Source organism: Micromonospora sp. WMMB235 (assembly GCF_001855515.1).
Classification (GTDB): Bacteria; Actinomycetota; Actinomycetes; order Mycobacteriales; family Micromonosporaceae; genus Micromonospora; species Micromonospora aurantiaca.
Map to the genome: position 1 here is coordinate 6,577,343 of NZ_MDRX01000001.1, position 20,409 is coordinate 6,597,751.

A 20,409-nucleotide genomic window follows, 5' to 3' on the forward strand; every position below is an offset into this window, starting at 1 on the left:
ATCGGTACGGGTACTCAATTCTCGTGACGTCGGTGACTCAGGTCAGCTCGCCCCGCACGATCGCCACCGCCACCCGGCAGAACTCGTCCATGTCCGGCTGGAAGCCGGCCGCGATGTCCGGGTGCAGGCCGGAGCGGGTCTCGTCGAGCAACCGACGGCAGACGTCCTCCACCGGCTCGCCCGCGTAGCCGGCCCGGACCCGGTCGGCGGCCGCCTGGAGGGCCGAGGTCAGCTGATCCTCAAGCGGGCCGCGCAGCTTCTGCTGCACAGGGTCGAGCCCGCTCGGATCGAGCGTGACGTGTGGCTCCGACATCGGCACTCCCTTCCTCGGCGTCCGCGGTACCCCACCGCGGACGTCGGTCAAACCATCGTCGGTACGGCCGACACCCGGACCCGATACGAGAAATCCTCCGCCGGCTCCTCGACGTACGACAGCCGGCGGATCTGCCGGTCGTCGGACCAGAGCGCGACGTCGACCAGCACCCCGAGGTGGGCGAGACCGATGCTGGAGACCCGCTTCTTGTCCTGGAGCACCGCGCACACGCCGCCCAGCAGCGTGCTGGCGTCGGAGGTACGGTGCCCGGGCGGACAGCGCAGGGTCAGGTCCACCTCGACCGGCCCGGTCAGCGGGGTCCACCCGGTCCGCTGGGCCGCCGTGCAGGCGGCCTGAAGCAGGGTGCGGACCCTCGTCGCCTGCCGGTGCCCGGCGGCGAAGATGGACAGGGCCTCGGTCTTGACCGGGGGCAGGCCGCTCACCTCGAACGTCAGGGCGAGAGCGCGGGTGTCCTGCACGACGGCACCTCCTCGGGGGAATCCTGCCCAACCGGGGAACGCGCGCACGGCACTTCCCGTCAGAACCAACCGATCGGGCGGGCGATGGGGGACGGCCGGAGGCGCATCGGCGTCGACGGCGACGCGCCGGCTACGGAGCCAGCCCCACGCTAGTGCAGACCGCTGACGCTGGGTAGCCTCGCCGTTTCACTACGTGGGACGACGTGTCGATCGCCCCGGCCCGGTTCGTGCCGTCGCCGTCACATGTCCGTGATGTTTCGCTCCGTCGCAGGTCGGGCACGTTCAGCCGCACGACACGCCCGGGGCGTCGGGCGATCGGGCCGATGCCCCGGTCGTCTCGCCGTGCACCGGGGCGCGGCTCACTCCCCGGATCTTCGCCGAAGAGAGGGGGAGGGTGATGACGACAGTCCCCGACACGGCCGCACGGCGGCCGGCCGGACGCGCGGCGGCAGCGGCCGCCGCGCTCGCGTTGGTGGCCCCGCTGGCCGCCTGCGGATCCGGCGGCGACGGCGGCGTCCCCACGATCAACCTGTACTACCCGCCGGAGCAGAACCTGCAGAAGGTCGTCGACACCTGCAACACGCAGGCCCAGGGGCGGTACCGGATCGACTACCGGGTGCTGCCGCGCGAGGCCGACGAGCAGCGGGTGCAGATGGTGCGGCGGCTCGCCGCGCAGGACAACGGGATGGACGTGCTCGGCCTGGACGTCACGTGGACCCAGGAGTTCGCCAGCGCGAAGTGGATCCGGGAGTGGACCGGCCAGGACAAGGCCGAGGTCGAGCAGGGCACGCTGGGCGGCCCGCTGGACACCGCCCGGTACGAGGACAAGCTCTACGCCGCGCCCAAGAACACCAACGTGCAGCTGCTGTGGTACCGGTCCGACCTGGTGTCGCAGCCGCCCAAGACCTGGGACGAGATGATCTCGGCCGCCCAGCAGCTCAAGGAGCAGGGCAAGCCGTACCAGGTGCTGACCATGGGGGCCCAGTACGAGGGCCTGGTGGTGCTCTACAACACGCTCGCCGAGAGCGCCGGCGGCAAGATCCTCAGTGACGACGGCAAGAAGGCGGAGATGGACGCCGGCGCGGTACGCGCACTCGACCAGCTCAAGAAGTTCGCCACGTCGGGCGTGACCTCGCCGTCGTTCAGCAACGCGCTGGAGGACCCGGTGCGGCTGGAGTTCCAGTCCGGCAAGGGCGCGTTCCAGGTGAACTGGCCGTTCGTCTATCCGGCGCTCCAGGAGGCCAACCCCGAGCTGGCCAAGAACGTGAAGTGGGCCCGGGTGCCGGGCATCGACCCGGGCACCCCCAGCAAGGTCACCATCGGCGGGGTCAACCTGGCGGTCAGCACCTACTCGAAGCACCCGGAGGAGTCGTTCGAGGCGGCCCGCTGCCTGCGTAACGCCGAGAACCAGAAGTTCTCCGCCGTCAACGACGGCGTGCCGCCCACCATCGAGGCCGTCTACGACGACCCGGAGATGACCGAGGCGTACCCGATGAAGGAGACCATCCTGGAGGAGCTGAAGGAGCCGGCGGTGCGGCCGCTGACCCCGGCGTACCAGAGCATCTCCACGGTGATGTCGGCGATCCTGTCGCCGCCGTCGGCGATCCGGCCCGAGCAGACCGCTGACGAGCTGCGCAAGGCGATCTCCGACGCGCTGGAGTCCAAGGGGGTTCTGCCATGAGCGTGAACGCCACCCCGGCCGGCGCGCAGGCCGCCGCCGAGGCCGAGGCCGAGCAGCCCGGCGGCCGGCACGCCGCCGTACCGGAGCAGCGGTCCCGGCGCGGCTCCCGCGCCCCGCTGAGTGACAACAAGCGCGCCGAGCGGCGCCTCGGCCTGCTGCTGTGCGCGCCGGCCGCGCTGGTCATGGTGCTGGTCACCGCGTACCCGATCCTGTACTCGGTCTGGCTGTCGCTGCAGCGTTTCGACCTGCGCTTCCCCGACGAGCGGGAGTTCGTCGGCCTGGAGAACTACGTCACCGTGCTGACGAACGACTTCTGGTGGACCGCGTTCGGGGTGACCGCGCTGATCACGGTGGTCACCGTCGCGGTCGAGCTGGTGCTCGGCATGGGCCTGGCGCTGATCATGCACCGGACGCTCGTCGGCCGCGGCATCGTCCGCACCGCGGCGCTGATCCCGTACGGCATCGTCACTGTGGTCGCGGCCTTCTCCTGGCGGTACGCCTGGACGCCCGGCACCGGCTACCTGGCGAACCTGTTCGACGGCAGCGCCCCGCTGACCGAGCGGGCCAGCTCGCTGGCGATCATCATGCTGGCGGAGATCTGGAAGACCACCCCGTTCATGGCGCTGCTGCTGATGGCCGGGCTGGCGCTGGTGCCGGAGGACCTGCTCAAGGCGGCCTCCACCGACGGCGCGACGGCGTGGCAGCGGTTCACCAAGGTGATGCTGCCGGTGATGAAGCCGGCCATCCTGGTCGCGCTGCTGTTCCGCACGCTCGACGCGTTCCGCGTCTTCGACAACATCTTCGTGCTCACCAACGGCGGCAACGAGACGTCGTCGGTGTCGATGCTCGCCTACAACAACCTGATCCGGGGCCTGAACCTCGGCATCGGCTCCACGATGTCGGTGCTGATCTTCATCACCGTGGCGATCATCGCCTTCGTGTTCGTGAAGCTGTTCGGCACCGCTGCCCCGGGCAGCGACGATGGGGAGAGGCGCTGACATGGCAGTGGAAACCACCACGCGGGCGAAGCTGCGCTGGGGCCTGCTGGACGTCGTGGTCGTCGTCTTCGCGCTGGTCCCCGTGCTCTGGATCGCCTCGCTGTCGTTCAAGACCCCGGCCACGCTCACCGACGGCAAGTTCTGGCCGCGGGAGTGGACGCTCGACAACTACCGGACCATCTTCGACACCGACCAGTTCGTCCGGGCCCTGGTCAACTCCATCGGCATCGCGCTGATCGCCACCGCGATCGCCGTGGTGCTCGGGACGATGGCCGCGTACGCGATCTCCCGGCTCGACTTCCCCGGCAAGAAGCTGCTGGTCGGAGTCTCGCTGCTGATCGCGATGTTCCCGCAGGTGTCGCTGGTGTCGCCGCTGTTCGAGATCGAGCGGCAGCTCGGGTTGTTCGACACCTGGCCCGGACTGATCCTGCCGTACATCACGTTCGCGCTGCCGCTGGCGATCTACACGCTGTCGGCGTTCTTCAAGCAGATCCCGTGGGACCTGGAGAAGGCGGCGAAGATGGACGGCGCCACCCAGGGACAGGCGTTCCGGCGGGTGATCGCCCCGCTGGCCGCGCCCGGCGTGTTCACCACGGCCATCCTGGTCTTCATCTTCTGCTGGAACGACTTCCTGTTCGCGATCACGCTCACCTCGACCGAGCGGTCCCGCACGGTCCCGGTGGCGCTGCAGTTCTTCACCGGCGAGTCGCAGTTCGAGGACCCCACCGGGGCGATCTGCGCCGCCGCCGTGGTGATCACCGTGCCGATCATCCTGTTCGTGCTCTTCTTCCAGCGCCGCATCGTCTCCGGTCTGACCTCCGGCGCAGTCAAGGGATAGGTGGTAGCAATGGCCGACATCGTGCTGGACAAGGTGAGCAAGCGGTTCCCGGACGGGACCACCGCCGTACAGGACGTCGACCTGGAGATCGCCGACGGCGAGTTCGTGATCCTGGTCGGCCCGTCCGGCTGCGGGAAGTCCACCACGCTCAACATGATCGCCGGGCTGGAGGACATCAGCTCCGGTGAGCTGCGCATCGGCGGCGAGCGGGTCAACGACAAGGCGCCCCGGGACCGCGACATCGCGATGGTCTTCCAGTCGTACGCGCTCTACCCGAACATGACCGTGCGGGAGAACATGGCGTTCCCGCTGCGGCTGGCGAAGATGGACAAGGAGACCATCAACCAGAAGGTCGATGAGGCGGCGAAGGTGCTGGAGCTGACCGCGCTGCTGGACCGCAGGCCGGCCAACCTGTCCGGTGGCCAGCGGCAGCGGGTGGCGATGGGACGGGCGATCGTCCGGCAGCCCAAGGCGTTCCTGATGGACGAGCCGCTGTCGAACCTGGACGCCAAGCTGCGGGTGCAGATGCGCACCGTGGTGTCGCGGCTGCAGAAGCAGCTCGGCACCACCACCGTCTACGTCACCCACGACCAGACCGAGGCGATGACGCTCGGCGACCGGGTGGTCATCATGCGGGGCGGGGCTGTGCAGCAGGTCGGGCCGCCGCAGGAGCTGTACGACCACCCGCGCAACCTCTTCGTCGCCGGGTTCATCGGCTCGCCCTCGATGAACTTCGTGCACGCCGTCGTGGAGGACGGCCGGCTGCGGACCGCGCTCGGTGACGTGCCGGTCGGCGACCGGATCCGCCGCGAGCTGGAAGGCGGCGACGCGCCCCGGGAGCTGATCCTGGGCATCCGCCCGGAGCACTTCGAGGACGCGGCGCTGATCGACGACGAGACCCGCCGCCGGGGCATGGAGTTCGAGGCGCCGGTGGACATCGTCGAGTCGATGGGCTCGGACAAGTACGTCTACTTCACCGTCGAGGGGGAGCGGGCCACCGCCGCCGAGCTGGAGGAGCTGGCCGCCGACACGGGTGCGGCGGACTTCGCCGGCGCCGGGTCGAACCTGGTCACCCGGCTGTCGGCGGAGTCGCCGGTACGCGAGGGCGAGTCCCGCCGGGTCTGGTTCAACCTGGAGAAGATCCACCTGTTCGACCCGGGCAGCGGCCGCAACCTGACGCTGCACGAGGGCCGCTCCGCCGGCGCGCTGGCCGACTGATCCGCCCCCGTCCCTCATCGGGCTGAGTGGAACGCCATGGGTGCTTCGGCCCCGCTTTGACACCCATGGCGTTCCGCTCAGCGTGGGCGCGTCGCGGTTGGCGCGTGCCCGGTCCGCGGGGGTGTGGTCACCAGGAGTGGCGCAGCTCCAGGCTGAGGAAGCGGGCGTAAGCGGTGAGCGCCGCGTCCACCCGGGCGCGCAGCGCGGCGTCGAACGGCACGAGCTGCTGCACCTTCACCGTCACCGCCCTCGCGCCGAGCGTCCGCGTCCAGGTGCCGACCACGCGCCCGCCGCGCACCACAGTCGACCGGAACACCCCGTTGTTGCCCGGGACCACGGCGGCGGCGTGCGCCGGGTCGAGCATCAGCGAGCGGTCCTTGAAGCCGAGCAGGTATTCGTCGAAGCCGGGCAGCGTGTGCAGGTCGTCGACCGGCGCGCGGGGCGCGTCGAGCAGCGCGGTGTCGACCACTGCGGGCTCGCCGTCGACCTCGACCGGGGCGAGCAGGTCACCGGCCAGCGTGATCGCCCGGGTCGCGTCGGTGACGGTCAGGCCGGTCCAGCGGGCCAGCTCGTGCCGGCTCACCGGGCCGTGGCCGCGTACGAAGCGGTGCGCCAGCAACGCCAGCGCCTCGTCCCGCTCCGGGCGGTGCGGCTCGGGCGCCCACTCGTCGAGCAGCGCGAACGTCTGCTCGGTGCCGACGTGCGGGGCGATGCAGGTGACGCCGCGCAGGCTGGTGAACAAGAGCAGGTGGTAGCCGCGCTGATCGCCCGTGTCCAGCCCGGCGGCGCGCAACGCGGCAACGCATCGGGCGCGGGTGAGCCGGCCGCCCCCGGTCAGCGCCGCGCCCAGCACGTCACAGGCCCGCTCGCCGTCGGCGACGGTCAGCCCGAGCTGCCGCCACCGACCGGCGATGCCCACAAGCGTCCGCACCCCGGTCAGCTCCAGCATCCACCGCGCGTCGCGCGCCGGGACCAGGTGCACGGTGCCGCGCATCGGCCAGGTGCGCAGCGCCTCGCGCCGCTCCAGCGCCGCGCGGACGTCGTCCTGGGTGGCGCCGGGAAGGCGTACGCCGAGCGACCACAGCCCGCTCGCCGCGTCCTGCGCCTGCATGGCGCCGAACCACTCGACCACGTCGGCGACGCCCCGCGGGCGGGTGGTGGGGTGCGGGCGCAACAGCAGGCCGGTCATGCGCAGCGCGAGCGCCTCGGCGCGGTTGAGGCGTACGGTCACGGGCGTCAGCGTAGGCCCGGGGTACGACAACGCGGCCCCTGATCGCGCTGCGCCGGCGGCGCTGCCGACACCAGCGCGATCCCCCGTTCAGGTTCCCGGCGCGGGGGCGGCCGCTGCGGCCGGCGCCGGTTCGACCAGCATCCCGTGTGAGCTGGGCCGGTACAGCGGTTGCCGGCGGAACTTGCGCAAATCTTGAGCCGGCTCAGTCCAGGCGCCGGTACATGACCAGCAGATCGACGTACCCCCGGGTGGGGTGCCGGAAGCCCTCCGGCACCCGGCCGATCACCTCGAAGCCCAGCGACCGCCACAGCTCGACGGCCCGTGTGTTCGTGGCCACCACGGCGTTGAACTGCATGGCGCGGTAGCCGTCGGCCCGGGCCGCGTCGAGCACGTACGCCGCCAGCGCCCGGCCGACTCCGCGCCCGGCGGCGGCCGGGGCGACCATGAACGAGGCGTTCGCCACGTGGTCGCCGGGACCACCCTGGTTGGGCGCCAGCTTGGCCGAGCCGAGCACCGTGCCGTCCGGCGCCACCGCGACCACCGTCCGCGCCGGCGGGGCCGGCATCCAGAGCCTGCGGGCCTGCTGCTCCGTGACGTCCCGGGGCCAGGTGTACGTCTCGCCGGCCGCCACGATCGCACGCAGGAACGGCCAGATCAGCGGCCAGTCGGCCGGCGTGGCGGTGCGGATCTCCACCCGGAGAGCATGCCACGCCCGGAGTTTGACGGAACAAGTAACGGGTAGTCGCCGGAGCTGACCCGAAACGAGGAGGGAACGTCTGATGGATGGCCAGGTCAAGGTCGCGGTGATCTATTACAGCGCGACCGGCATCACCTACCAGATGGCGCAGGCGGCGGTCGAGGCGGCGGGCGAGGCCGGCGCCGAGGTGCGTCTGCGCAAGGTACGTGAGCTGGCGCCCGACGAGGCGATCCGCTCCAACTCCGGCTGGCAGGCGCACCGGCTGGAGACCCAGGACGTGATGGAGGCGCAGCCGGACGACCTGTCCTGGGCCGACGTGGTCATCATGGGTTCGCCGACCCGGTACGGCATGATCGCCGCCCAGCTCAAGCAGTTCATCGACACCACCGGCCCGCTCTGGGCAGCGGGCGCGCTCGCCGACAAGGTCTACAGCGGGTTCACCTCGACCGCCACGTTGCACGGCGGCCAGGAGGCGACGCTGCTGTCGCTGTACACGGTCTTCTACCACTGGGGCGGCATCGTGGTGACCCCCGGCTACACCGACCCGAGCCAGTTCGTCGCCGGCAACCCGTACGGCGCCTCGCACACCAGCAACAACGGTGAGGTCGCACCGGACCACGTGGCACTGGCGGCCACCGCGCTCACCGCCAAGCGGGCCGTGCTGATGGGCGCCGCGCTGAAGCGGGGCATGGCCGGCTGACCCGACTGGCGACCGGTGGCCGGACGGGGGCTCTCGAACCCGTCCGGACCACCGGTCGCCAGAGCCCTACCCGCGATCGGCCGCTCCATGCGCGCTCAGCGCCGGCCGGTCGAGCAGATGCCCGAGCAGGTCCGCCAGGACCCTCGTACCGTCCTGGCTCAGCACCGACTCCGGGTGGAACTGCACCCCGGCGAAGCCCGCGCCGCGCAGCGCGTGCACCGCGCCGTCGGCCGGGTCGCGGGACACCTCGACCGGGCCGTACGGGCCGGCGACCCGGTCGGCGTCGGCGCGGGCGGTGAAGCTGGCGTAGAACCCGACCCGGCGGGTCGTCCCGAACACCGGCACGTCCCGCGGCAACCCCTGGTACGGGGCGTCGCGGCGGTGCAGCGGCAGGCCCAGCAGCCCGGCGAGCAACTGGTGGCCCAGGCACACCGCGAGCGTCGGCCGGCCGGACGCGAGCAGCTCGGTCAGCAGCGTCCGCAGCGCCACCATCTTCGGCGCGGTCGCGTCCCGCGGGTCACCCGGCCCGGGGCCGACCACCACCAGGTCGTAGCCGTCCAGCGGGCCCGGGTCCGGCCAGTCCCGGCGGGTCACCGCCAGGCCCAGCGCGCCGAGCTGGTGGGCCAGCATGCCGGTGAACGTGTCCTCGCCGTCGACGATCAGCGCCCGGCGCCCGGCCAGCCCGCGCAGCGCGAGCGCGCCCGGTTCCCGCTGCTCCAGCCAGAACCGGGCCAGCGGGGCGTTGCGGGCGGCCAGCGCGGCGCGTACCTCGGGGTCGTCGGCGTACCGGACGGCCGGCTCGCCGGCGGAGCGCGGCGCGTCCGGGCCGAGACCCAGCGCGGCCAGCACACCGGCGGCCTTCGCGTGCGTCTCGGCCACCTCCCCGGCGGTGGTCGAGTGCCGGACCAGCGTCGCGCCGACCGGCACCCGCAGCGCGCCGGTGGGGGAGATCTCGGCGGTACGGATCAGGATCGGCGCGTCCAGCGTCTGCCGGCCCTGCTCGTCGCGGCCCAGCAGTGCGAGCACCCCGGCGTAGTAGCGCCGGCCGGTGCGCTCGTGCCGGGCGATCACCCGGCAGGCGTTCTCCATCGGGCTGCCGGTGACGGTGGGCGCGAACATGGTCTCCCGCAGCACGTCGCGTACGTCCCGGGAGCAGCGCCCGGCCAGCAGGTACTCGGTGTGCGCCAGGTGCGCCATCTCCTTCAGGTACGGCCCGACCACCTGGCCGCCGTGCTCGGCGACCACGGCCATCATCTTCAGCTCCTCGTCCAGCACCATGTACAGCTCCTCCACCTCCTTCTCGTCGTGCAGGAAGCGCAGCAGCTCAGCCCGGTCGACGGTCTCGCCCCGGTGCCGGAACGTGCCGCTGATCGGGTTCATCTCGACCAGCCCGTCGGCGACGCTGACGTGCCGCTCGGGGCTGGCGCCGACGAGGATGCGGGTGCCGGTGTGCACCAGGAACGTCCAGTACGCGCCCCGTTCGCGCAGCAGCAGCCGGCGCAGCGCGGCCAGGGCCGCCGCAAGCGGGTCGCCCTGCACTGTGGCGCGCATGGTGCGGTGGATGACGAAGTTCGCCCCCTCGCCCCGGCCGATCTCGTCGGCCAGCACCCGTTCCACGATCGCCGCGTACTCGTCGTCGGCGATGTCGAAGCCGGCGTCGCGGGTGCGCACCTCGGCGTCGGGCAGGTCGTCGAGCACTTCGGCCAGCGGTATCCGCCGGTGTGCCTCGACCGCCAGGAACTCCAGCGGCAGCCCGTCGTCGACGCACTCGAAACCGCGTTCGGTGACCTGCCGGAACGGCACCAGGGCCAGCGTGTGCGGACCGGCGCCGTCCTCGGGCAGCGGCAGGTCGGCGAGCCGGCCGGCGGTGCGTACCGGGCCGGTGAACAGGTCGACGTGGTCGGCGCCCTCGCGGCGGACGAGCGCGAACGGGCCGGGGTCGCGGCCGGCCGCGACGGCGGCGAGCGGGTCGGACGGGCGGGTCATCGGGTCTCCTCGGTGGGCCGGTGGCCGCCGGTGAAGGCGACCCGGGATGCCGGGGAAGACCGGCGGCCGCCTCGTCGGGCGGCCGCGTGGGGAAGCTACGCGCGGGGGTGGGCCGCCGGGTCGGCGGGCCACCAGCAGGACAGGTGCGCGGGCATGACGATCACTGTACGCGATCGGCAGGCGCCGTGGAACCCGATCGCGCGTCACCGGGTACGGATCTTGGCGTGACCGCCGGTCCCGCCGGGTAGGTTGACCGGCGATGGACATTCTCGCTCTGGACCTGGGCACCTCCTCGGTGCGCGGCCTGGTGCTCGACGCGGACGCCGTGCCGCGCCCGGGCGCGCTGGCCCGGCGCCGGGTGCGCCTGGTCACCGGGGACGACGGCAGCGGGACGCTCGACGGCCCGGCCTACCTGGCGTGCCTGGTGGAGTGCCTGGACGAGCTGGCCGCCGGCGGGCACCTGCGGGACGTGGACCTCGTGGCCACCTCCGCGCAGTGGCACTCGGTGCTGCCGGTGGCGCCCGACGGCACACCGTCGGGGCCGGTGCTGACCTGGCTGGACACCCGGCCGGAGCCGCTTCCCGGAGTGACCGGGCCGGCCGACCCGGCGGACTTCCACGGGCGTACCGGCACCTGGTGGCACCGCTGCTACTGGTCGGTGCGGCTGCCCTGGCTGCGTGAGCGCGTCGACGGGTCCGCCCGCTTCACGGGGCTCGCCGAGTACGTGCTCGGCACGCTGCTCGACGACGCGCCGATGTCGATCTCGCTGGCCTCCGGCACCGGGCTGCTCGATCTGCGCCGCCTCGACTGGGATCCGGAGGCGTGCGAGCTGGCCGGCGTACGCCCGGATCAGATGCTGCGGCTGGCCCCGGACGGCTGGCACGGCCGGCTGAACGCGGCGTACGTGCGGCGCTGGCCGCAGCTGGCCGCCGCGCGGTGGGCGCCGCCGGTCGGCGACGGCGCGGCCGCCAACGTCGGCTCGGGCTGCGTCGACCCGACCCGCGCGGCGGTGACAGTCGGCACCTCCGCGGCGGTCCGCATGATCCAGGCCGTGCCGGCCGGTGCGGAGCCGCCGCCGCTGCCGGAGCAGCTCTGGCGGTACCGGGTCGACCACAACCACGTGGTGACCGGCGCGGCGTACTCCAGCGGCGGCAACCTGTTCGCCTGGGCGGCGCGCGAGCTGCGGCTGCCGGAGGGCACGGAGCTGGAGGCGGCGCTCGATCGCGTCGCCGGTTCGGTGCGGGCGAACCCCCGCTTCGGCGGCGACCGGCCACCGGGGGTCGCCCCGGCGGGCTCGGGGGAGCTGCGCGGGCTCAGCTTCGGCACCACAGCCGTGGACATCCTGGCCGGGCTGATGAGCGGCCTGTGCCGGCTCGTCGCGGACGACCTGACGCTGCTGGAGGCCGGTATCGGCGAGCCGATGGAGGTGATCCTCGGCGGTGGGGCGCTGACCGCCTCGCCGTGGTGGCGCGGGGCGTTCCTCGACGTGCTCGCGCCCCGCCGGGTGTGCTGGCAACGCAACCCGGAGATCGGCGCCACCGGCGCCGCGCTCGTCGCGCTCGGCCGGCTCACGGAGGCGGACGAGATCGCCGGGATCGGCCGGACGGACGAGGCCGCCTCGCACGCGTGACCGTCCACCCGAGGCGCTGACCGTCCTGGTCATGCCGTCCGGGCGGCCGTTGACACCGACCGACGGCCTGATTGGATGGACTCCGCTCCCCGACGTGGTGGGGCGGGACGAGGAGGCAACCGTGGGCGCAGCTCCCGACCCGGCTCGCGGTGCGGCCCCTGCGCCGCACCGGCGGCGCTCCGGGTTCCGGCTGCGGGACTGGCGGATGGGAACCAAGCTCGCCACGGTGCTGGTGATCCCCTCTCTGGCGTTCCTCGTCCTGGCCGGCATCCAGACCCGGGGGCTGGTCGGGCAGACCACCACGCTGAGCGCCTTCGCCGAGCAGGTCGGCATCGGCCGGCAGATCTCCACCGCCGTCGACCGGCTCCAGCACGAACGGGACCGCACCGCGGGCGAACTGGCCGCGCTGCGCCGCGCCGGCACCGGCGCGGACCGGGACGCCGCGGTCGCCGCGCTCAAGCCGCTCCAGGAGGCCACCGACCGGGCGATGGCCGAGCTGCGCGCCGCCGCCGCGCCGCTGGCCGACGCGGACGCCGCCTGGCGGGTCTCCTACTCCGAGGCGCTCGAGGCGTACGACCAGGTGGTGAACATCCGGGCGGCGGTGGCGCCGGCGGTGCTCTCCAGCGACACCGTGCTGAGCAACTACCACCGGTCGATCGCGGCGCTGCTGAGCCTGCTGGCCGAGCCGTCGCCCGGCAGCGGGCGGCAGGAGCTGACCGAGGCGGTGCTGCGGTACGTGCAGCTGTCCCGGGTGAAGGAGCTGTCCTCCCGCATCCGCGCCGAGCTCTACGCCGCCGCCCGGTCCGGCCGGTACGAGGCCGACGACCAGGTGACGCTCAGCGACCTGCGGGCCCAGCAGCTCACCGCGCTCGGCGCGTTCCGGGTCGCGGCGACCGCCGACCAGATCCGCCGCTACGACCGCACCTCGGTCGACCCGGCCTTCGTCGCCGCGACCCGGTTGGAGGAGCGGACGCTGCCCGGCGGTGACGCGAAGCCGGTCCTGCTCGACGCGACCCAGTGGTGGGCGGCCAGCGAGCAGCGGCAGGAGCTGTTCCGCCAGCTGGAGAGCGAGATCGTGGCCGACGCGGTACGCCAGGCCGACGACGCCAGCGCCCGCCAGCTGCGCGACACGCTGCTGGTGGCCGGCGGGATCGCCACTGTGCTCCTGGTCGCGGTGCTGATCTCGCTGCTGGTCGGCCGGTCGGTGGCCCGCGCCATGCGGCAGCTGCGCGGCCAGGCGCTGCGGATCGCGCAGGTGGACCTGCCGCTGACACTGCAACGGCTGCGCACTGTGGACCGCCCGATCGGCGCGATCGACGTACCGCCCTCGGTGATCGACTCGCAGGACGAGATCGGCGAGCTGGCGGAGGCGTTCGTGGCGGTGCACCGCAGCGCCGTCGACGTGGCGGTCGAGCAGGCGATGATGCGGCGCAACGTCAACGCTATGTTCGTCAACCTGGCCCGGCGCAGCCAGGTGCTCGTCGAGCGGCAACTGGAACTGCTCGACGAACTCGAACGCGAGGAGAGCGACCCGGAACAGCTGGAGAACCTGTTCAAGCTCGACCACCTCGCCGCCCGTATGCGCCGCAACGACGAGAGCCTGCTGGTGCTCGCGGGCACGGAGTCGACCCGGCGGTGGAACCGCCCGGTGGGCCTGGGCGCGGTGCTGCTGGCCGCGAGCGCGGAGATCGAGCAGTACCAGCGGGTGCGCCACGAGAACCGGACCGACCTGCACGTCGTCGGGCACGCGGTGGGCGACCTGGTGCACCTGTTCGCGGAGCTGCTGGAGAACGCCACCGCCTTCTCCCGCCCGGACACCGCGGTGCGGGTGGTCGTCGAGCCCGACGGCCGGGGCGCGCTCGTGCAGATCGTCGACGAAGGGCTGGGCATGAGCCCGTCGGCGCTGGCCGAGGCGAACGCGGTGCTCGCCGAGCCGCCGGCCGCCGACGTGTCGGCCTCGGAACGGATGGGTCTGTTCGTGGTGAGCCACCTCAGCGCCCGGCACGGCGTACGGGTGCGGTTGAGCGCGGGCCGGGAGGGCCTGGTGGCCCGGGTGCGGATCCCGGTCGAGCTGCTGGCCGAGGCGCCCGCGCCGGAGGTGGTCCAGGCGACGCCGGCCCGGCTCGCGCGCGGGACGTCGCAGCCGGCGCTCACCGGCCCGGTCGCCGCGTCCGGTGCGCTCGCCGCGGCGACCGCCGAGCTGCCGGTGGCCGGCTGGCGTCCGGCGCCGGGCCGGCCCGCGGCGCTGCCGATGTCCCCGCTGACCGGGCGGCCGCTGGGTGACGGGACGGATGCCGGGGCCGCCGCGCCGGTACCGGCCGCCGCGCCGGTGACCGTGCCGCGTCCCCGCCCGGGGCGGGCCGAGGACGTGCTCACGCCGGACGCCGGCGCGGCCGGTGGCGGGTGGTTCAGCCGGCAGGGCCCGGCCGCGCCGGCGCCGGGTGTGACGCCGGCACCGGCGGCGACGCCGGTGACCGGAGGGACGAACGAGCGGGGCCTGCCGGTACGCGTTCCGATGGCCCAGCTCGCCTCGGCCGCCCCGGCCGACCGTCCGGCGGTGCGGCACGAGCCGGACCCGGAGGCGGTCGGCGGCATGCTGTCGCGCCTCTACAGCGGGGTACGGCGGGCCGAGGCCGAGGAGACCACCGAGATGTACCTGCCGCGCGATGAAGGAGGACGACGACAGTGACGACGTTGAGCCAGGAGGCACGCGACCTGAGCTGGCTGGTGAACGCGTTCGCCGAGCGGGTTCCGGGGGTGGCGCACGCGGTGGTGGTGTCCTCCGACGGCCTCCTGGTGGCGATCTCGGCGCACCTGCCGCGCGACCACGCGGACAAGCTCGCCGCGGTGACCTCCGGCCTGATGAGCATCACCGCCGGGGCGGCCCAGATGTTCGACGGTGACGTCGTCAAGCAGACGGTGGTCGAGATGGGGCGCGGCTACTTCCTGGTGATGCAGATCCGGGACGGCTCGATCCTGGCCACGCTGGCCGGGGCGGACGCCGACATCGGCGTGGTCGGCTACGAGATGGCGCGGCTGGCCAAGCAGGCGGGCGAGATGCTCACCCCGGCGCTGCGCGCCGAACTCCAGCAGGCGCTGCCGCGCTGAGGTGACCGGTGCCCGGCCGGCGTCGCGCCGGCCGGGCAGCCGTGGCCTACAGACCGTTGCGGCGGATCACGTCGCGGTACCAGTGGGCGCTGCGCTTGAGCACCCGCCGCTGGCTCGCGTAGTCCACGTAGACCAGGCCCCAGCGCTGCTCGTACCCCTCGGCCCACTCGAAGTTGTCCAGCAGCGACCAGACGTGGTAGCTCTCCAGCGGCACCCCGTCGCCGACGGCCCGGTGCGCGGCGGCGAAGTGGTCGCGCAGGAAGGCGACCCGCCCGGCGTCGTCGACGTTGCCGTCCGGGCCGGGCACGTCGGGGCAGGGCAGGCCGTTCTCGGTGATGGTGATCGGCACCCGGCCGTAGTCGCGGGTGACCCGGGTCAGGATGTCGTACATGCCCTCCGGGTAGATCTGCTGCCACTCCGCCTCGGAGGTGGGCCACTTGCGGACCGTGCCGCCGTCGCCGGTGACGTAGATCGGCGTGTAGTACTGCACGGCGAGCAGGTCGACCGGACTGGAGATGATCTTCAGGTCGCCGTCGCGGACGCCGCGGACCATCCGGCTGTCCGGGCCGAGGTCGTCCACCACGTCCTGCGGGTACGCGCCCTTGAAGATCGAGTCGAGGTAGAGGCGGTTCTCGTAGCCGTCGTGGAGCCGGGTCGCGGCGGCCGACTCGGCGGAGTCGTCGGCCGGGTAGCAGGGGTGCAGGTTGAGCGCCGGGCCGATCCGGCCGGTGAGGCCGGTGGCGCGCAGCGCCTGCACGGCGAGGCCGTGGGCGAGCTGCAGGTGGTGGGCGACCAGGTACGCGGCGTCCTCGTCGCGGATGCCCGGCGCATGGTGGCCCCAGATGTAGCCGTTCTGCACCACGGTCTTCGGCTCGTTGACGGTCAGCCAGACCGGCACCCGGTCGCCGAGGGCGCGGAACACCACGTCGGCGTACTCGGCGAAGCGCTCGGCGGTGTCCCGGTTCTCCCAGCCGCCGGCGTCCTGGAGGGCCTGGGGGAGGTCCCAGTGGAACAGCGTGGCCATCGGCGCGATGTCGCGCTCGTGCAGCCCGTCCACCAGGCGGCGGTAGAAGTCGAGGCCGCGCTGGTTGGGGCGGCCGGAGCCGTCGGCCTGGATGCGGGGCCAGGAGATGGAGAAGCGGTAGCTGCGCAGCCCGAGGTCGCGCATCAGGTCCAGATCCTGCGCGTACCGGTGGTAGTGGTCGGCCGCGACGTCGCCGGTGTCGCCGTTGCGGATCCGGCCCGGCGTGCGGCTGAAGGTGTCCCAGACGGACTCACCCCGCCCGTCCTCCTTCGCGGCCCCCTCGATCTGGTACGCCGAGGTCGCCGCACCCCAGGCGAAGCCGTCCGGGAAACGCAGCCCGCGGTCCGGCTCCGGGTCGGTGGTGCGCTCGGGCGGGCTGTCGCAGCCGCCGAGCGCGACTGTGGTTGCGGCGACCCCCGCCGCGGTGGTGCCGGCGAGCCCGGTCCGGGCCGCGCCGGCCGCGGTCGCGGACAGGGCGGCGCGGCGGAGCAGGCGCCGTCGGGTGAGTAACGACATGAGGTTTCTCCTCGGAGTGACGGGCCGCCCTGGGCCGGGAGCGCTCCCATCATAGCCAGGGAGCGGCCGGCCCCGATCCGGCGGTCGCGGCGAGGTGCGGCGCGGCCGGCGGGCGGCCGGAAAGTGGGTGGGCGGGGGCGTCGCTCGGGAACGTCGCTCGCGGCGGCGTGAGCGGCGAGGGGTGGGGCGGATAGCGAGAAAGGCCGTCCGGGTGGCGTGTCACGCCTGTCCCGTCGGCCTCTTTTGCCGTCGACAACGGGGGTTTAGTGTGGGGACGGGGGAGGGCAACCCCCGTCCCCAACGATGGTGCACACACGCACGAAGTGGAATTGGCGTCCGTCGTGCGCGTCGCGCGGGAGCCGGGCCACGCGAGTGGCTCTGGTTCCACCTCCCTCCGTCTGGCGGGTGACGGCCGGCGGCGGCGTCCGGGCTGGTCCGCCGTCGGCCTCTGGGCCGCGCCGGGCACGGGTGCACCCGGCGATCCAGTACTTGTATCACCGTCGATGGAAGCGCTCCCATCGGCGATGCTGCGACTGTAACGCCCGTCACGGGTTTGGAAAAGCCCCTAAACGAGATCGAAACATGGAAGCGCGTATCTGCGCTGGCCGTTGTGGTGGGAGCGCTTCCATGTCACACTCTCGTCACGCCACGCGGAGCCAGTGAACGCGAGCGCGGGCCGCCGAGGGCACCCGGTGACGAACCGGTGCGGCGCCCCGATCCCCGGCACGGCCGGGACGACCACCTTTCCGGACGCCTCCGTCCCCCCGCGTACGCCCCGTCGGCGCGTGGAGGCGCCCTGCCGGGGCCCACGGTCCCGGCCCGGTCCGAGGAGACACCGCCCACATGAGACTTCTGGCCAGACGTCGCCGTACGGCGATGGTCGCCGCCACCGCCCTCGTCATAGGCGGGGTGGCCCTGCCCGCGGGTGCCGCACAGGCCGCGCCCGCCTGCGACGTGACCTATGCGACGAGCGACTGGAACAACGGGTTCACCGCCAACGTCACCATCAAGAACCTGGGTGACGCGCTGAACAACTGGTCGCTGAAGTTCGCCTTCCCGAACAGCAGCCAGCGCGTGACCCAGGGCTGGTCGGCCCGGTGGAGCCAGTCCGGCAGCGAGGTCACCGCGACGAACGAGTCGTGGAACGGCAGCCTGCCCACCGGCGCGTCCACCAGCATCGGCTTCAACGGCAGCTACAGCGGCAGCAACCCGAAGCCCACCGCGTTCACCCTCAACGGGGTCGCCTGCAACGGCGCGCAGACCAACCAGCCGCCGACGGTCTCCCTGAGCGTGCCGTCCGGCCCGTTCGAGGCGCCGGCGGACGTGCCGCTGACCGCGACCGCGAGCGACGCCGACGGCACCATCAGCAAGGTCGAGTTCTACCGCAACGGCCTGCTGGTCAACACCGACACCACCGCGCCGTACGGCTACGACCTGCTCGACCTGCCGGCCGGCAGCTACACCGTGCAGGCCAAGGCGTACGACAACGCGGGCGGCACGGCCGTCTCGGAGAAGTCGTTCACGGTCACCGCGGCGAGCGGGCCGAAGCTGGTCGCCAGCCCGTCGGCGGTCACCGTCGCCGAGGGCGGCAGCGCCACGGTCCGGTACACGCTCAGCGCGGCGCCCACCGCCAGCGTGCCGGTGACCCTCGCCGTCACCGGTGACAGCGACATCACCGTCTCGCCGTCCACGCTGACGCTCACGTCGAGCAACTGGAGCACCGGCGTCACCGCCACGGTCTCGGCCGCGGAGGACTCCGACACGGTCGGCGGCACCGCCACCATCACCGCGTCGGCCACCGGCTACGCCCCGATCTCCGTCGTCGCCACCGAGGCGGACAACGACACCCCCGGCGGCGACAACGCCTACATCAAGAAGTTCCTCGACCAGTACGGCAAGATCAAGAACTCGGGCTACTTCAGCCCCGAGGGCGTGCCGTACCACTCGATCGAGACGCTGATCGTCGAGGCGCCCGACCACGGCCACGAGACCACCTCGGAGGCGTTCAGCTTCTGGCTCTGGCTGGAGGCGCAGTACGGCCGGGTCACCCAGAACTGGGCCCCGTTCAACAACGCCTGGACGGTGATGGAGAAGTACATCATCCCGTCGCACGCCGACCAGGCCACCGCCGGCTCGCCCGGCACTCCGCAGTACGCCGCCGAGCACAACCTGCCCAGCCAGTACCCGTCGGCGCTGGAGGCCAGCGTCCCGGTCGGCCAGGACCCGCTGCGCTCGGAGCTGCAGTCCACCTACGGCACCGGTGACATCTACGGCATGCACTGGCTGCTCGACGTGGACAACACCTACGGCTACGGCCGCTGCGGCGACGGCACCACCCGGCCCGCGTACATCAACACCTTCCAGCGGGGCACCCAGGAGTCGGTGTGGGAGACCGTGCCGCAGCCGTCCTGCGACACGTTCAAGCACGGCGGCCCGAACGGCTACCTGGACCTGTTCGTCAAGGAGTCCAGCGCCCCGGCCAAGCAGTGGAAGTACACCAACGCGCCGGACGCCGACGCGCGTGCCGTCCAGGCCGCCTACTGGGCGCTGACCTGGGCCAAGGCGCAGGGCAAGCAGGCCGACGTGGCGGCCACCGTGGCGAAGGCCGCCAAGATGGGCGACTACCTGCGCTACGCGCTGTTCGACAAGTACTTCAAGAAGATCGGCAACTGCGTCGGGGCGTCCACCTGCCCGGCCGGCAGCGGCCGTGACTCGGCGCACTACCTGCTCTCCTGGTACTACGCCTGGGGCGGCGCGTACGACGCCTCGCAGAACTGGTCGTGGCGGATCGGCTCCAGCCACAGCCACTTCGGCTACCAGAACCCGTTCGCGGCCTGGGCCATGACCAACGTCGCGGAGCTGAAGCCGAAGTCGCCGACCGCGGTCTCCGACTGGCAGAAGAGCCTCGACCGGCAGCTGGAGTTCTACACCTGGCTCCAGTCCGCCGAGGGCGGCATCGCCGGTGGCGCCACCAACAGCTGGGACGGCAGCTACGCCCAGCCGCCGGCCGGCACCGCCACCTTCTACGGCATGTACTACGACGTCGACCCGGTCTACAACGACCCGCCGTCGAACCAGTGGTTCGGCATGCAGGCCTGGTCGATGCAGCGCATCGCCGAGCTCTACCTGGAGACCGGCAACGCGAAGGCCAAGGCGCTGCTGGACAAGTGGGTGCCGTGGGCCATCGCCAACACCACGGTCGGCACCAACTGGTCGATCCCGTCGGACATGAAGTGGACCGGCCAGCCGGCCAACTGGAACCCGAGCAGCCCGCAGCCGAACACCAACCTGCACGTCGAGGTGACGGTCAAGGGTCAGGACGTCGGCGTCGCCGGCGCCTACGCCCGCACGCTCATCGCGTACGCGGCCAAGTCCGGCAACACCGCGGCGAAGAACACCGCCAAGGGCCTGCTGGACGCGCTCTCGGCGTCCGCCGACAGCAAGGGCGTCTCGACGCCGGAGAAGCGCGGCGACTACAAGCGCTTCGACGACGTCTACAACGCCGCCGACGGCCAGGGTCTCTACGTCCCCAACGGCTGGACCGGGAAGATGCCCAACGGCGACGCGATCGCCCCGGGCAAGAGCTTCCTGGACATCCGCTCGTTCTACAAGAACGACCCGGACTGGCCGAAGGTGCAGGCGTACCTGGACGGCGGTCCCGAGCCGGTCTTCAACTACCACCGGTTCTGGGCGCAGGCGGACATCGCCATGGCGTACGCCGACTACGGCACCTACTTCCCGCAGGGGTGAGGTGACCCCTCCTCCGCAGGCGGGTGAGAGCCCGCCTGCGGAGGAGGCCGACCCGGCCGATGGGGGAACGGAGCGGCCGGGTCGGCGAACGGCCTGACGCCCACGGTCAGGCCGGGTGGGCCGGCCGTCCGGCCGACGCAGCGGACCGGCCGGCCCACCACTCCGCCCGGCGACGACCCATGGCGCGAAAAGGCACGGAAAATTCAGCGGTCCACGGGATCACATCCGGGCCCTGGACGG

General features: G+C 72.6%; 15 protein-coding genes. 9 read left to right on the forward strand and 6 right to left on the reverse strand.

Features of this window, described 5'->3' with window-relative positions; all coding sequences use genetic code 11:
- Window positions 1-37: 37 nt before the first annotated feature.
- Window positions 38-313, reverse strand: coding sequence for a hypothetical protein (locus BFV98_RS29425; protein WP_013287312.1), 276 nt, complete (start codon window positions 311-313; stop codon window positions 38-40).
- Between the two features lie 47 nt (window positions 314-360).
- Window positions 361-792: a hypothetical protein gene (locus BFV98_RS29430; protein ID WP_013287311.1), complete on the reverse strand. Its 432-nt coding sequence runs from the start codon at window positions 790-792 to the stop codon at window positions 361-363.
- Window positions 793-1,189: 397 nt separating this feature from the next.
- Here BFV98_RS29430 and BFV98_RS29435 point away from each other — a divergent pair, with 397 nt between their 5' ends.
- The 4 genes from BFV98_RS29435 to BFV98_RS29450 are packed head-to-tail and all read left to right on the forward strand — an operon-like array spanning window position 1,190 to window position 5,527.
- Window positions 1,190-2,473, forward strand: coding sequence for an ABC transporter substrate-binding protein (locus BFV98_RS29435; protein WP_030272752.1), 1,284 nt, complete (start codon window positions 1,190-1,192; stop codon window positions 2,471-2,473).
- Window positions 2,470-3,471, forward strand: coding sequence for a carbohydrate ABC transporter permease (locus tag BFV98_RS29440; RefSeq protein ID WP_013287309.1), 1,002 nt, complete (start codon window positions 2,470-2,472; stop codon window positions 3,469-3,471). The genes BFV98_RS29435 and BFV98_RS29440 overlap by 4 nt, the downstream gene beginning before the upstream one ends.
- A gap of 1 nt (window position 3,472) precedes the next feature.
- Window positions 3,473-4,309: a carbohydrate ABC transporter permease gene (locus BFV98_RS29445; RefSeq protein WP_013287308.1), complete on the forward strand. Its 837-nt coding sequence runs from the start codon at window positions 3,473-3,475 to the stop codon at window positions 4,307-4,309.
- A 9-nt stretch (window positions 4,310-4,318) separates the two neighbouring features.
- Entirely contained in the window at window positions 4,319-5,527 is a 1,209-nt protein-coding gene (locus BFV98_RS29450; RefSeq protein WP_013287307.1) for an ABC transporter ATP-binding protein, read from the forward strand.
- A 127-nt stretch (window positions 5,528-5,654) separates the two neighbouring features.
- Here the strand turns inward: BFV98_RS29450 and BFV98_RS29455 are convergent, their stop codons facing one another.
- Both BFV98_RS29455 and BFV98_RS29460 read right to left on the reverse strand, forming a co-directional pair.
- On the reverse strand, window positions 5,655-6,758 hold the full coding sequence (locus BFV98_RS29455; RefSeq protein WP_083395327.1) for a winged helix DNA-binding domain-containing protein: 1,104 nt from the start codon (window positions 6,756-6,758) through the stop codon (window positions 5,655-5,657).
- A gap of 202 nt (window positions 6,759-6,960) precedes the next feature.
- Entirely contained in the window at window positions 6,961-7,452 is a 492-nt protein-coding gene (locus tag BFV98_RS29460; RefSeq protein ID WP_071098507.1) for a GNAT family N-acetyltransferase, read from the reverse strand.
- Window positions 7,453-7,537: 85 nt separating this feature from the next.
- Between BFV98_RS29460 and wrbA the strand changes: the two genes are divergently transcribed.
- On the forward strand, window positions 7,538-8,155 hold the full coding sequence (gene wrbA / locus BFV98_RS29465; RefSeq protein WP_013287304.1) for an NAD(P)H:quinone oxidoreductase: 618 nt from the start codon (window positions 7,538-7,540) through the stop codon (window positions 8,153-8,155).
- A 66-nt stretch (window positions 8,156-8,221) separates the two neighbouring features.
- Here wrbA and BFV98_RS29470 read toward each other — a convergent pair whose 3' ends face one another.
- The gene (locus BFV98_RS29470; protein ID WP_071098509.1) at window positions 8,222-10,141 is read right to left on the reverse strand and encodes a chorismate-binding protein; all 1,920 of its coding nucleotides are present in this window, start codon (window positions 10,139-10,141) and stop codon (window positions 8,222-8,224) included.
- Between the two features lie 259 nt (window positions 10,142-10,400).
- Between BFV98_RS29470 and BFV98_RS29475 the strand changes: the two genes are divergently transcribed.
- Genes BFV98_RS29475 through BFV98_RS29485 form a run of 3 tightly spaced genes read left to right on the forward strand, consistent with a single transcriptional unit; the run spans window position 10,401 to window position 14,879 of the window.
- Window positions 10,401-11,771, forward strand: a complete 1,371-nt coding sequence (locus BFV98_RS29475) for an FGGY family carbohydrate kinase (RefSeq protein ID WP_071098510.1) — start codon at window positions 10,401-10,403, stop codon at window positions 11,769-11,771.
- A gap of 31 nt (window positions 11,772-11,802) precedes the next feature.
- A complete protein-coding gene (locus BFV98_RS29480; protein WP_013475985.1) occupies window positions 11,803-14,460 on the forward strand; it encodes a nitrate- and nitrite sensing domain-containing protein in 2,658 nt (885 codons plus the stop codon).
- Window positions 14,461-14,465: 5 nt separating this feature from the next.
- Entirely contained in the window at window positions 14,466-14,879 is a 414-nt protein-coding gene (locus BFV98_RS29485) for a roadblock/LC7 domain-containing protein (RefSeq protein WP_196806755.1), read from the forward strand.
- Between the two features lie 46 nt (window positions 14,880-14,925).
- On the opposite strand, the gene BFV98_RS29490 is transcribed toward BFV98_RS29485, so the two are convergent.
- Window positions 14,926-16,419, reverse strand: a complete 1,494-nt coding sequence (locus BFV98_RS29490) for a GH1 family beta-glucosidase (protein ID WP_071098512.1) — start codon at window positions 16,417-16,419, stop codon at window positions 14,926-14,928.
- An 852-nt stretch (window positions 16,420-17,271) separates the two neighbouring features.
- On the opposite strand from BFV98_RS29490, the gene BFV98_RS29495 reads away from it, so the two are divergent.
- Complete coding sequence (locus BFV98_RS29495) at window positions 17,272-20,169, forward strand: glycoside hydrolase family 48 protein (protein ID WP_030272767.1); 2,898 nt, start codon at window positions 17,272-17,274, stop codon at window positions 20,167-20,169.
- The last annotated feature ends 240 nt before the right edge of the window (window positions 20,170-20,409 follow it).